Origin of the sequence: Pandoraea iniqua (assembly GCF_902459685.1) — a bacterium.
GTDB classification, from domain to species: domain Bacteria; phylum Pseudomonadota; class Gammaproteobacteria; order Burkholderiales; family Burkholderiaceae; genus Pandoraea; species Pandoraea iniqua.
Genome location: NZ_CABPSF010000003.1, coordinates 963,752 through 977,108, shown reverse-complemented (window position 1 = coordinate 977,108; position 13,357 = coordinate 963,752). Strand labels below are relative to the sequence as shown.

General features: G+C 64.1%; 11 protein-coding genes. 7 read left to right on the top strand and 4 right to left on the bottom strand.

Annotated features, from left to right (window positions below; all coding sequences use genetic code 11):
• Positions 1–45: 45 nt before the first annotated feature.
• On the bottom strand, positions 46–2,406 hold the full coding sequence (locus tag PIN31009_RS15230; protein ID WP_150790784.1) for a Tex family protein: 2,361 nt from the start codon (positions 2,404–2,406) through the stop codon (positions 46–48).
• 105 nt (positions 2,407–2,511) lie between these two features.
• On the opposite strand from PIN31009_RS15230, the gene PIN31009_RS15225 reads away from it, so the two are divergent.
• The 3 genes from PIN31009_RS15225 to PIN31009_RS15215 all read left to right on the top strand — a co-directional run bounded on the left by PIN31009_RS15225 (position 2,512) and on the right by PIN31009_RS15215 (position 6,066).
• Positions 2,512–3,420: a hypothetical protein gene (locus PIN31009_RS15225; RefSeq protein WP_150790783.1), complete on the top strand. Its 909-nt coding sequence runs from the start codon at positions 2,512–2,514 to the stop codon at positions 3,418–3,420.
• 74 nt (positions 3,421–3,494) lie between these two features.
• Positions 3,495–3,698 (top strand): YdcH family protein, encoded by a 204-nt coding sequence (locus PIN31009_RS15220; RefSeq protein WP_058378251.1) that lies wholly within the window; start codon positions 3,495–3,497, stop codon positions 3,696–3,698.
• A 136-nt stretch (positions 3,699–3,834) separates the two neighbouring features.
• Complete coding sequence (locus tag PIN31009_RS15215) at positions 3,835–6,066, top strand: ATP-dependent DNA helicase (RefSeq protein WP_174997215.1); 2,232 nt, start codon at positions 3,835–3,837, stop codon at positions 6,064–6,066.
• A 7-nt stretch (positions 6,067–6,073) separates the two neighbouring features.
• Here PIN31009_RS15215 and PIN31009_RS15210 read toward each other — a convergent pair whose 3' ends face one another.
• Together PIN31009_RS15210 and PIN31009_RS15205 are read right to left on the bottom strand one after the other, a co-directional pair.
• Entirely contained in the window at positions 6,074–6,802 is a 729-nt protein-coding gene (locus PIN31009_RS15210; RefSeq protein WP_246185685.1) for a glutamine amidotransferase, read from the bottom strand.
• 146 nt (positions 6,803–6,948) lie between these two features.
• Positions 6,949–7,773: an outer membrane protein assembly factor BamD gene (locus PIN31009_RS15205; protein WP_150684434.1), complete on the bottom strand. Its 825-nt coding sequence runs from the start codon at positions 7,771–7,773 to the stop codon at positions 6,949–6,951.
• 21 nt (positions 7,774–7,794) lie between these two features.
• Here PIN31009_RS15205 and PIN31009_RS15200 point away from each other — a divergent pair, with 21 nt between their 5' ends.
• A complete protein-coding gene (locus tag PIN31009_RS15200; protein ID WP_150790781.1) occupies positions 7,795–8,955 on the top strand; it encodes an RluA family pseudouridine synthase in 1,161 nt (386 codons plus the stop codon).
• On the top strand, positions 8,936–9,781 hold the full coding sequence (gene pgeF, locus PIN31009_RS15195; protein ID WP_150790780.1) for a peptidoglycan editing factor PgeF: 846 nt from the start codon (positions 8,936–8,938) through the stop codon (positions 9,779–9,781). Before PIN31009_RS15200 ends, pgeF begins: the two co-directional genes overlap by 20 nt.
• Here pgeF and PIN31009_RS15190 read toward each other — a convergent pair.
• Entirely contained in the window at positions 9,699–10,085 is a 387-nt protein-coding gene (locus PIN31009_RS15190) for a hypothetical protein (RefSeq protein ID WP_150790779.1), read from the bottom strand. The genes pgeF and PIN31009_RS15190 overlap by 83 nt on opposite strands.
• Before the next feature lie 194 nt (positions 10,086–10,279).
• On the opposite strand from PIN31009_RS15190, the gene phaC reads away from it, so the two are divergent.
• Complete coding sequence (phaC, locus tag PIN31009_RS15185) at positions 10,280–12,121, top strand: class I poly(R)-hydroxyalkanoic acid synthase (protein ID WP_425495488.1); 1,842 nt, start codon at positions 10,280–10,282, stop codon at positions 12,119–12,121.
• Positions 12,122–12,171: 50 nt separating this feature from the next.
• On the top strand, positions 12,172–13,353 hold the full coding sequence (locus PIN31009_RS15180) for an acetyl-CoA C-acetyltransferase (protein WP_150684430.1): 1,182 nt from the start codon (positions 12,172–12,174) through the stop codon (positions 13,351–13,353).
• The last annotated feature ends 4 nt before the right edge of the window (positions 13,354–13,357 follow it).

Sequence of the window (13,357 nt, the reverse complement as noted above, 5' to 3'; positions counted from 1 at the left end):
CCCGCGAATCCGAAGATCGCGGGCTTTTTCTTATGCTGGCCTGACTTAGCGCTTGAGCTTGGCGAAAGCGGCTGCCATCGCGTTCACCGTTTCCGGTTCACGCTGACGCCCGCCACCGCCGCTGCGGTTGCCGCCATTGCCGCCATTACCACCGCCGCGATGGCCGCCACCGCCGCCACCACCCGCGCCCGGACGATCGTTCTCGCCGGCCACCGGCAGGTCGTCGTTCAGGCGCATCGTCAGCGAGATGCGCTGGCGTCGCGGGTCGACCTCAAGCACCTTCACCTTCACGATATCGCCGGCCTTCACGACTTCGTGCGGGTCTTTGATGAACTTGGTCGACATGGCCGAGACGTGCACCAGACCGTCCTGATGCACACCGATGTCGATGAACGCGCCGAATGCCGCCACGTTCGTGACCACGCCTTCGAGCTGCATGCCCGGCTTCAGATCGGTGATCTTTTCCACGCCTTCCTGGAACGTCGCCGTCTTGAACTCAGGACGCGGATCGCGGCCCGGCTTTTCCAGTTCGGTCAGGATGTCCTTCACCGTCGGCAGACCGAAGCGCTCGTCGACGAACTCGGTCGCGGAGACGCTGCGCACCACCGAACCGTTGCCCATCACGTCGCCGATGCTCTTCTTGATCTTCGCCAGAATGCGCTCGACCACCGGGTAGGCTTCCGGGTGCACCGACGAGCGGTCCAGCGGGTTGTCGCCGCCATTCACGCGCAGGAAGCCGGCCGCCTGTTCGAACGTCTTGTCGCCCAGACGTGGCACCTTCTTGAGCGCCTCGCGGCTGGCGAACGGACCATTGCTGTCGCGGAAGTCCACGATGTTCTTCGCGAGCGTGCTGTTCAGCCCCGACACGCGGGCGAGCAGCGGGGCCGAGGCCGTGTTCACGTCGACACCGACGAAGTTCACGCAATCTTCGACCACGGCGTCCAGCATGCGGGCCAGTTCGCGCTGATTCACGTCGTGTTGATACTGACCGACGCCAATCGCCTTCGGCTCGATCTTCACCAGCTCGGCCAGCGGATCTTGCAGACGGCGGGCAATCGACACCGCGCCACGCAGCGAAACGTCGAGTTCCGGGAATTCCTTGGCCGCGAATTCCGAAGCCGAATAGACCGAGGCGCCGGCTTCCGACACCACGATCTTCTGCAACTTCAGTTCCGGGTGACGCTTGATCAGTTCGAGGGCGAGCTTGTCGGTTTCCCGCGAGGCCGTGCCGTTGCCGATGCTGACCAGTTCGGCGCCGGTCGCGGCAACCACCTTGGCCAGACGGGCGAGCGAGCCGTCCCAGTCGCGACGCGGCTCGTGCGGATAAATCGTGTCCGTGCCGAGCAGCTTGCCCGTGCGGTCCACAACGGCCACCTTCACGCCGGTACGCAGACCCGGGTCCAGACCGATCACGCTCTTCGGGCCGGCCGGTGCGGCGAGCAGCAGCGCCTTGAGGTTACGCGCGAACACGCGAATGGCTTCGCTTTCGGCGCTCTCGCGCATTTGCGTGAGCAATTCGGATTCCAGATGCGGCTGCACCTTCACGCGCCAGCACCAGCGGCACACATCGCCCAGCCACTTGTCGGCGGCACGGCTCTGATTGCGAATGCCGAAATGGCCGGCGATAACGCCTTCGCACGGGTGCGGCACCTGCACGTCGAGTTCTTCGCCAAGACCGAGCTTGACCATCAGGACGCCGAGATTACGGCCGCGGAAGAGGGCGAGGGCGCGGTGCGACGGCACCGAAGCGATCGGCTCGGCGTAGTCGTAGTAATCGCGGAATTTCTCGCCTTCCTCGTTTTCCTTGCCTTCGATTACCTTCGACGACACCACGCCCTGATTCCACAGGTAGTCGCGCAGCTTGCCGAGCAGCTCGGCCGTTTCGCCAAACTGTTCGGAAAGAATGTCGCGCGCGCCGTCGAGGGCAGCCTTCACATCGGCCACGCCCTTTTCGGCGTCGACAAATTTGGCGGCTTCGGTTTGCGGGTCGAGCGTCGGGTCGGCGAGCAGCGCGTGGGCGAGCGGCTCGAGGCCGGCTTCGCGGGCGATCTGCGCGCGGGTGCGGCGCTTTTGCTTGTACGGGAGATACAGGTCTTCGAGCGTCTGTTTCGTCTCGGCGGCCACGATGGCCGTGCGCAGCTCGTCGGTGAGCTTGCCTTGTTCCTCGATGCTCGTGAGAATCGCCGCGCGGCGGTCTTCGAGCTCGCGCAAGTACAGCAGGCGCTCTTCGAGCGTGCGCAGTTGCGTGTCGTCGAGGTTGTCGGTCACTTCCTTGCGGTAGCGCGCGATGAAGGGCACGGTGGCGCCTTCGTCCAGCAATTGCACGGCGGCGGCGACCTGGCGTGGCTGCACGCTGAGTTCGGCGGCGATGCGTTGAACGATCTGAAGGGCTACGTTTTGCGTCATGAGTGTTGCGAATTACCCAAGTGCCAGGAGCGGGGCATTTTGCCATAAACCGCGGGCGCGTCCGGGCAGGCAATGCTAAAATTTGGCATCACTCTGCCCAACCTCATGATTTCCTTCGCAAAATTGTTTTCGCGCCGTCGCGCTGGTACGTCATTCGCTGGCTTTGGCGCGATGACGGCCGTGGCGGCCGCCGCGCTCGCATCCATCGCAGCCATTGTTGGTTTGCCTTCCGCGTCGTTCGCGCAGGGACTCTCGGCTGTCGAAGCCGCGGGCCGCACGACCGATCAGATTCGCGTGCCCCATGTGCCGTTCGACGCCACGGCCGATCGCACGCCGTCGGCGGCCAGCACTGCGTCTGCCGCGGCGGCCGCCGAGGACGACAAGCCGGTCGCGTACGACGACAAGCTTGATATGCATCCGGCTGACGACGACTTCGCGGGCCGGCGCGCCGTGCTCGACCGCCAGCGCGCGTGGATCGACTATCGCTTCCAGGAAGCGAAGTACGAATGCGCGTCGAAATTCTTCGTGAACTACTGCGTCGAGAAGGCGCGTGATCAGCAGCGCGAAGCCCTCAAGGCCGTGCGCAGCCAGCGGCTGGTGCTGGAAGATGCCGAGCGCAAGGCGCGCGCGGCAGACCGCGACGAGCGACTGGAAGCCAAACGCGCCCAGACCGCCGCCGAAGCACCGCAACGGGCCGCCGAGCGTGCGCAGAATGTGTCGGACTATCAGGCCAAGCAGGCCGAATATCAGCAGCGTGTGACCGAGCGCACTGGGCAGGCACCGCAACGCGCGGCCAATTCCGAGCAGTACAATGCCAAGCAGGCCGAGCAGCAGAAGAAGCTCGACGAAGCCAAGGCGACGGCGGATCAGAAGGCTGCCGAGCGTGCCGAAAACGTGCGGAAGTACGGCGAGAAGCAGGCGGAAGCCATCGAGCGCCAGAAGAAGTCCGACGAGCGCAAAAATCAGTCGCAGTCGGGGAGCACGCCGGCGCAAAAGGCGCTGCCCGGACAGTAAGCAAGTCCGGGCCACCGGGCCGGTCAAGGTGACCGGCGCCGGGATCACTTGAGAGTTGCAGGAGAGTTGCCACGATGCAGCACGATCTTCACTCCATTGGACGCCGCATCATCGAGTTGCAGATCGAACACCGCGATCTCGACTTCCTGATCGACAAGTTGCTGACGGAGCCGACGTACGACGAACTGCAAGTCACGCGCCTGAAGAAGCGCCGTCTGAAAATCAAGGACACCATTACCCTGCTGCAAGTGCAGCAGACGCCGGATCTGCCGGCCTGAGGCTGGCTGGACCAGCCATCGCGCCTTCTCCGCGTGACGTGAATCAAACCCGTCTGCGCGACACTTTTTTCATTGCCGGCGCCGCGAATCGTCAGTTATCGATTCGCGGCGCCTTTGAGTTTTATTTGCCGTTTTGATCGATTCTGCCGCCACTGCCAGCGATTCCCCCGACGACGCCACTTCCGCCGATACGCCCACCTTCCATGGACTCAAACCGCTTGCGCCCCGGCGCGAGCGCGAGCTGGAGGAGATTTTTGGCGACGGCGGGATGCTGGCGCGCGCCATCGACGGCTATCGCTCGCGTGAGCCGCAGACCGAAATGGCCCGCGCAGTGGCGTCGGCGATGGACACGCACGACTCGCTGATTGCCGAAGCCGGTACGGGCACGGGCAAAACGTACGCGTACCTCGTGCCTGCGATGCTCTGGGGCGGCAAGACGATCATTTCGACCGGCACCAAGCACTTGCAGGACCAGATTTTCGCGCGCGATATTCCGACGGTACGCCGCGCCCTTGCCGTGCCGGTGAGCGTCGCCATGCTCAAGGGCCGCTCGAATTACCTCTGCCACTACTACCTCGAACGCGCACAGCAGGAAGCGCGTTTTGCGTCGCGCCACGAGGCTGCGCAATTGCGCGAGATCGTGACGTTCGCGCAGATCACGAAAAGTGGCGACAAGGCCGAATTGGCTTCCGTGCCTGAAAACGCACCCATCTGGGCGCAGGTGACATCGACCCGCGATAACTGCCTTGGGCAGGAGTGTCCGCGCTACAAAGACTGCTTCGTGATGCTGGCCCGCAAAGAGGCGCAGCAGGCCGACCTCGTGGTGGTCAATCACCATCTGTTCTTTGCCGATGTGATGTTGCGCGATACGGGCATGGCCGAGTTGCTGCCCAGCGCGAATACCGTGATCTTCGACGAAGCGCATCAGTTGCCCGAGACGGCGACGCTGTTCTTCGGCGAAACGGTGTCCACCGGTCAGATTCTCGAACTCGCGCGCGATTGCGTGGCCGAGGGGCTGATTCATGCACGTGATGCGGCCGACTGGGTGAAGTTGGGTGCGAATCTCGAACGAGCGGCGCGTGATGTGCGTTTGACGTTCGGGCCGGATAACACGCGCATGTCGGTGGCGCAGCTCGCCGAGGATCATGAATTGTTCGGCGCGCTCGATGGCGTGGACGTCGCGTTGCAGGACCTGATCGAGACGCTGCAACATCAGGCGGAACGTGCCGAAGCCCTCGGTGCTTGTCTGCGTCGCTCGCTCGAGTTGCATCAGCAGCTTGAGCGCTGGCAGACGGGCGCGGCGCCGCCCACGCCGGGCGAGGAACCCTTGCCGCTGCTCGACCCGGATGCGCCGCGTGTGACCGATGGCAAACGCGAGAAGGCGGCGAAAGCCGCTATCGCGCGTGAGGCAGAAGCGGCGCGCGCTGCGGCCGAAGCCGAAGCGTCGGCGGACGCGCAGAACGGCGAGGGCAGCAAGCAGAAAACCTATACGCCGCCCGAGACGGTGCGCTGGATTGAAGTTTTCTCGCAGGCGGTGCAGTTGCATCAGACGCCGCTGTCGATTGCCCCGATTTTTGCGAAGCAACGGGCGGGCGCGCCGCGCGCATGGATCTTCACGTCGGCGACGCTCTCGGTGAAGGGCAACTTCAATCACTACGCTGCGCAGCTCGGGCTCGATGCGGGCAAGTCGCTGACGCTGGCGAGTCCGTTCGACTATCCGAATCAGAGTCTGCTGTATGTGCCGCGCGGCTTGCCGCAGCCGTCTGCACCGGGCTTCACTGACGCCGTGCTGGACGCCGCATTGCCGGTGCTGGAGGTGAGCGGTGGCCGGGCGTTCGTGCTGTGTACGACGCTGCGCGCGGTCAATCGCTCGGCGGAGCGCCTGCGTGAGGAATTCGACCGGCGCGGCTGGCCGTATCCGCTGCTCGTGCAGGGGGAGGCGAGCCGTACCGAGTTGCTGGACCGTTTTCGCGCGCTCGGGAATGCGGTCCTCATCGGCAGCCAGAGTTTCTGGGAAGGCGTTGACGTGCGCGGTGAAGCGCTTTCGCTCGTCATCATCGACAAGCTGCCGTTCGCGCCGCCTGACGATCCGGTACTGGCCGCCCGGCTCGATGCACTGACCAAGAAGGGCTTGAGCCCGTTTGCCGTGCACCAGTTGCCGCAGGCGGTTATCACGCTCAAGCAGGGGGCGGGGCGCCTGATCCGCTCCGAGCGTGATCGCGGTGTGCTGATGATTTGTGATCCGCGTCTGGTCGACAAGCCTTATGGCCGGCGCATCTGGCAAAGCCTGCCGCCGTTCAAGCGCACGCGCGAACTGCCGATCGTGCGTGGCTTCTTCGACGAGATGGCGGCGGACGCAGAGGCCTGAGCGGCCCTCAGGTTGCCAGCGCGTCGAGCCAACGCCCCACGACGGCCGGCGCGACCTCGGCAAGGCGTGCCTGATAGGCGTGCGCATCCGCACGCAGCGTCACCGGGTTCACGCCGGCGGCCCCCAATTCGCAGGCATGCCCCACGAGCCACGACTCGATACCCGCAGCATCGGCTTCCAGATGAAATTGCAGGCCGAGCGCATGCTTGCCGAGCGAGAACGCCTGATGCTCCCCGACGGGCGTTCGCGCCAGATGCGCGGCACCGGGCGGAATGTCGAACTGATCGCCATGCCAGTGCAGCACCGGCACATCACCCAATGCGGCCAACGGCGACGCTTGCCCGGCGGCGGTCAGTGCGACGGGTGCGTAGCCGATCTCCTTAACGTCTAGCGGCGCCACCTTCGCGCCCAGTGCACGCGCCATCAATTGCGCGCCCAGACAAATACCGAGAATGGGGGCGTTTGCATCGAGACGCGCTTTCACCAACGCGAGTTCATCGGCGACGAACGGATAGATGGCCTCGTCGAAGGCGCCGATCGGGCCGCCGAGCACGACCATCAGATCGGGCGACAGCGCATCGAGGGTGCGCAAATCGAAAATGGGCGCATCCACATACTCGATGGCATAGCCACGTTGTTTGAAGTACGGCGCGAGCGTGCCGAGATCTTCGAAATGCACGTGACGCAGCGCGAGCAAGGTCTTAGCGGGCAGGGCGGCAGAAGCGGGCGAACTCACGAGACAGACTCCTCAGGCAGTGGCGAGCGAAAGTCACAATGTAAGCGGAAAACAAAAAGCCCTCGCAGGCGAGGGCTTTTCGATGATGCTGGCAAGTTCGGTCTGATACGCGATCAGTGCCGAATCAATGGCGCTTTAATGTTGCATTAACGCCAGAGTTGCCACCACGACTTCTTGCCGGTGCCATCGTCGATACGATGACCCACCGTCAGGTAGCCGCTGTTCGGATACGTCTTTTCCATCACGCGACGGGTGTCGTCACGCAGCTCGGTCATGCCGAGTTTGTCGTACGACTTGATCATGATGCCCAGCGCGTCTTCGAGCGCCGGTGCCTTGTCGAAGTCTTGCAGAGCGCTCTGGGCACGATTCACAGCGGCCAGATAGGCACCACGACGATAGTAGTACTCGGCGGCGTGCACTTCGTGGGCGGCCATTGCGTTGACGGCGTAGCGCATGCGCAGGGCGGCGTCGTTCGCGTACTTGCTGTTCGGATAGTGCTCGACCAGATACTTGAAGCTGTCGTACGCCGAACGGAGTGCCTTCGGATCGCGCTCGCTCAGATCCTGACCCGAGAAGCGGCCGAACAGACCCAGATCGTCGTTGAAGTTGATCAGGCCCTTGAGGTAATAGGCGTAATCGATCGACGGGCTGTCCGGATGCAGACGGATGAAGCGGTCGATGGCGGTAAGCGCCTGCGCCTGCTCATTGTCTTTGTAATAAGCGTAGGCCGTGTTGATCTGCGCTTGTTGTGCATGCGGGCCGAACGGGTCGCGCCCTTCGAGCAACTCATAATACTTGGCGGCTTTGGAGTAATCGCCACCGTCGAAGGCGTCCTTGGCTTCCGAGTATAATTTGTTCGTCGACCAGCTGGCCGTTTCGTCGACTTTCTCCGGCAGAATGCCGCAGGCGGCCACGCCGCCGACCAGAATAACGGCCAGCGTAAGATGTTTGACAAGTTTCAGGGCTTGCATGCTCGTTGGCTTCACTTCTCGATGACCCGTTCAATAGTGCCGGATTATAGCGTAACCGCCTCATTTGCCACGGAAAATGCGGAGGACTCGTCTGACGACGACCTCGATTCGCTTCCCGCAGCTTTCCCAGGTGCCCACGGTGGCACCCCCAATTCCGACAGCGATTCTACCTCTGCCACGCTGGCAGGGGCTAACGATGCCGCACCGCTCGTCGCCACACTCCCCGATGCCCTCGCCGGCGAACGCCTCGACAAGGCGCTCGCGCAATGTTTTCCCGAGTATTCCCGCAGCCGTTTACAGGCGTGGGTCGAAGACGGCCGCGTGATGCTCGACGGCGTGACGGCCAAGGTCCGCCAGAAAGTCGCGGGCGGCGAGGCGGTGACGATTACGCCGGCAGCGTTGCCTGAGCAACAGGCGTTTACACCGGAACCGGTGCCGCTCGATGTCGTTCACGAAGACGCGGCACTCGCCGTATTCAACAAACCGGCAGGGCTCGTCGTGCATCCGGCGGCGGGTAACTGGTCGGGCACCTTGCTCAACGGCTTGCTTCATCGATACGGACAAGCGGCGGCCGATCTGCCGCGCGCCGGGATCGTGCATCGTCTGGATAAAGACACGTCCGGCCTGATGGTCGTGGCGCGGACTTTGATTGCGCAAACCGATCTGGTGCGGCAATTGCAGGCGCGAACCGTCAAGCGTCACTACGCGGCGCTCGTGTGGGGCCGTCCCCCGCTGCGCACCGTCGTCGATGCCCCGATCGGACGCGACCCGCGCGAGCGCACCCGCATGGCGGTAGTGCACGGGCATGGCGGCAAGCCGGCCCGCACGCGGGTGGTGACGGTGGCGAGCGCCGAGTGGGAGAGCTCGCCGGTCTCGTTGGTGCTGTGCTCACTCGATACCGGCCGGACCCACCAGATTCGCGTGCATCTGGCGCACCTCGGGCATTCGCTGCTTGGCGATCCGCTATATAAGCCGCGCCATCGCCGTCCGGCACTGCCGGGCGATTTCTCGCGTCAGGCGCTGCATGCATGGCGGCTGGGGCTGATTCATCCGGTCGACGGCAACGCGATGCATTGGCAGGCACCGTTGCCGGACGACATGCGTGAACTCATGGCCGCGCTCGGCCTCGAATTCGACTTCTCAACCCTCCCCGATTCGCTCGATGACTTCTTCCCTGCATAACCTTGGCCATGCGCGAGAACTTGAGCAGGACACTTTTCCCGATGACTGGATCGTGCCCGACTGGCCCGCGCCGTCAAATGTGCGTGCCGTGTTCACGACGCGTGCGGGCGGGGTGAGCGAAGGGCCGCAAGCCACTTTCAATCTCGGCTTCAAGGCGGACGACGATCCCGCGGCGGTCACCACGAATCGCGCGTTGCTGGCCTCGCGCACGGGCGTGCCTTCCGCGTGGGTGGCGCAAGTGCACGGTCCGCGTGTGGTCGATGCGCAGGACGCACTCGATGCCGTTCGCGCCGGCGATCCGTTGCAGGCCGATGCAAGCGCGACGAATGCGATCGGGCTGGCGAGCACGGTGATGGTGGCCGATTGCATGCCTGTCTTGCTGTGCGATGCGCAGGGGCAGGCCGTGGCAGCCGCACATGCTGGCTGGCGCGGGCTTTGTGCCGGTGTGATCGAGCAGACCGTGCAGGCATTGCGGGCGCGTTTGCCGCAAACGGGCACGCGCGCCGAGGTCATCGCATGGCTCGGGCCGTGCATCGGACCGCAGACCTTCGAGGTCGGGCCGGAAGTGCGCGAGGCATTCCTTGACGCGGCAACGCCTGCCGAGCGCGACGCGACGCTTGCGGCTTTTGTCGCCCATGGCGACCCTGCGGTGGGAAAGTCGCTCGCGGATCTTTGCGCACTGGCGCGCTTGCGGTTAGCGCGTGAGGGCGTGACGAGCGTGTCGGGCGGTCAGTGGTGTACGGTCAGCGATTCGGCGCGGTTTTACTCGTATCGCCGCGATCGGACGACAGGCCGGATGGCGGCACTGGTGTGGCGGGTGGTGTAACAGGGTGTGCGCTTGATGACGCGGGTGTGACGGCGCGGCTGACTGTGGGATTCGTGTCACGGTCGATGACGTGCGTCACGCCGGCATTGGCCTCGCCAGTCGCTGCGTCATCAGGCCGCAGTTCGGATTGCCGTTCAAGGTGAAGTCGTCTGGCCCGCCGGATGCGGCCCCCGGCGATATAGAGCAAGAGCAGTACGGGCGCGACCCCGCCGCCAATGAAGATAAACAGGCCGAGCCAGACCGACGGGGCGGTGATGGCGACCATCGCCAGAACATAGAGCCAGCCGAGAGCGACGATCAGCATCGGGACAAACGCGCATTCAAAAATTGGCGGGGCGGCAGGACAATTCCCACCGGACGTACGCCGCAAGCATTGACACGCCTGCGCTCGCACGCAAGAATGCATTTCAGGCGGGGCGCAACGCTCGCGAGGCGTAGCACGCCGCCGCGTTTCGGGCACTGGCCCGTGAACGCAACGGACGTGACGCTCAGGCTATCATGAATCGCGCCAGTGCCAACTTCGATCCGGCCTCGTTTGCCGCCTCGTTTGCTCAGCAGTTTCCCTCCGCTTCGCTCTCCGCTCAGGACATGTCGCAGTGGTTCAGTGCCGCCCAACAAATGTTCGGCGCATTGCCGGGCGTTGCGGGCCCGACCACCGCGAGTGCTCATGGTGCTGCGAATCCCTTCAGCCATCTCTTCGAAATGTTCGGCAGCGCCGGCAAATTGCCGCAGCCGTCTGCCTTGCATGTCGACCCCGCGCGTCTGAATGCCCTTCAGACGGAATACGGGCGTGAATTCTCCGAACTCGTGGCCAGTTTCAATCAGCCGGGGCTCGATAACGCGCCGCCGCTGGGCGACCGTCGTTTTGCCGGCGAAGGCTGGCGTAACCCGTTCTACGCGCTGCCCGCCGCACTCTATCTGCTCAACGGCCGTTTTCTGATGCGCATGGCCGAGCTGGTCGACGCAGACGCGAAGACGCGCGAGCGCATTCGTTTTGCCGTCGAACAGTGGGTGGCCGCGAGCTCGCCCGCCAACTTCATCGCGACCAACCCCGACGCGCAGCAGCGCCTCGTGCAGACGCACGGCGACAGCCTGCTCGCCGGGATGCAGCACCTGCTCGTCGATATGGGCAAGGGCAAGGTGTCGCAGACCGACGAGGCCGCATTCGAAGTGGGGCGCAACGTTGCCACCACGGAAGGGGCGGTCGTGTTCGAGAACGACCTCATTCAGCTCATCCAGTACAAGCCGCTCACGCCGACCGTGCATCAACGGCCGCTGCTGGTGGTGCCGCCTTGCATCAACAAGTACTACATCCTCGACCTGCAACCCGAAAACTCGCTCGTGCGCTACGCCGTGGAGCAGGGGCACACGGTGTTCGTGGTGTCGTGGCGCAACCCCGACGCATCGCTCGCACACAAGACGTGGGACGACTACGTCGGCGAAGGCCCGATCGCGGCTATCGACGTCGTGCGTGAGATCGCCGGACAGCCGCAGATCAACGCGCTGGGCTTCTGCGTCGGCGGCACGTTGCTGGCCGCCGCGCTTGCCGTGTTCGCCGCCAAGGGCCAAAACGGCCGCAAGTCGCCGGTCGCGAGTGTGACGTTGCTGACCACGCTATTGGATTTTTCCGATACTGGCGTGCTCGACGTGTTCGTCGACGAGCCGCACGTGCAATTCCGCGAGCAGACGATCGGCGGGGCGCTCGGCCAGCCGCCGGGTCTGATGCGCGGGGTGGAGCTGGCCAATACGTTCTCGTTCCTGCGTCCGAACGATCTGGTCTGGAATTACGTGGTCGACAGCTATCTGAAGGGCAACGCGCCGCAGCCGTTCGATCTGCTTTACTGGAACGGCGACGGCACCAATTTGCCGGGCCCGATGTTCTGCTGGTATCTGCGCCATCTTTATTTGCAGAACGAACTGAAGCAGCCCGGTGTCGTGCAGACCTGCGGCGTGCCGGTCGATCTGGGAACGATCGATGCCCCGGCCTATGTGTTCGGATCCCGGGAAGATCACATCGTGCCGTGGACCTCGGCATTCCGTTCGCTGCCGTTGCTTGGCGGCGAGCGCCGCTTTGTGCTCGGCGCGTCGGGCCACATCGCCGGGGTGGTCAATCCGCCGGTTAAGAAGAAGCGCAGTTATTGGCGCAATGACGACGTGGGCGTCGAGTCCGCCGACTGGCTCGCAGGTGCCACGGAGCACCCGGGAAGCTGGTGGACGGACTGGAGCGACTGGCTCGCCGGCTACGCCGGAAAACGCGTCAAAGCGCCAAAGTCGTATGGTAATGTTGCTTATGCCCCCATCGAGCCGGCGCCCGGCCGCTACGTCAAGGCGAAAGCCTGAGCAGGCCCTAGCCCTTTGGTTCGACTTATTTTGAAAACGAGGAAAGAGACATGACGGATATCGTGATTGTGTCGGCTGCGCGCACCGCAGTCGGTAAGTTTGGCGGCTCGCTCGCCAAGGTGGCTGCGCCGGATCTGGGCGCAATCGTGATCGACGAGGTCCTCAAGCGCGCCAAGCTCAAGGGCGAAGATGTGAGCGAAGTGATTCTGGGTCAGGTGCTCACGGCCGGTTCGGGGCAGAACGTCGCGCGTCAGGCAGCCATCAAGGCAGGTCTGCCGACGATGGTGCCGGCCATGACGATCAACAAGGTGTGCGGTTCGGGTCTGAAGGCCGTGATGCTGGCAGCCAACGCTATCGCTGCGGGCGATGCCGACATCGTGGTCGCCGGCGGTCAGGAGAACATGAGCGCAGCGCCGCACGTGCTGCCGGGTTCGCGCGATGGTTTCCGCATGGGCGATGCCAAGCTGGTCGACACCATGATCGTCGACGGCCTGTGGGATGTGTACAACCAGTACCACATGGGTATCACGGCCGAGAACGTTGCGAAGGAATACGGCATCACGCGCGAAATGCAGGATGCGTTTGCCGCCGCTTCGCAGAACAAGGCGGAAGCCGCACAGAAGGCTGGCCGTTTCGACGCTGAAATCGTGCCGGTCTCGATTCCGCAACGCAAGGGCGATCCGCTCCTGTTCAACACCGATGAATTCGTGCGCCATGGCGTGACGGCCGAATCGCTGGCCGGTCTCAAGCCCGCCTTCTCGAAAGACGGCACGGTCACCGCCGCCAACGCCTCGGGCCTGAACGACGGCGCCGCCGCGGTCGTGGTGATGTCTGCTAAGCGCGCCGAGCAACTCGGTCTCAAGCCGCTCGCTCGCATCGTCGCGTACGCAAACGCGGGTGTCGATCCGTCGGTGATGGGTATCGGCCCGGTGCCGGCATCGCAGCGCTGTCTGGCGCGTGCGGGCTGGGACGTGAAAGACCTTGACCTGATGGAAATCAATGAAGCGTTTGCCGCGCAGGCCTTGGCGGTGAACAAGCAGATGGGCTGGGATACGTCCAAGATCAACGTGAACGGTGGCGCGATTGCCATCGGTCACCCGATCGGCGCGTCGGGCTGCCGTATTCTCGTCACGCTGTTGCATGAAATGGCGCGTCGCGACGCACGTCGCGGTCTGGCCTCGCTGTGCATCGGCGGCGGCATGGGCGTTGCGCTGGCAGTAGAACGTGTTTGAGCGC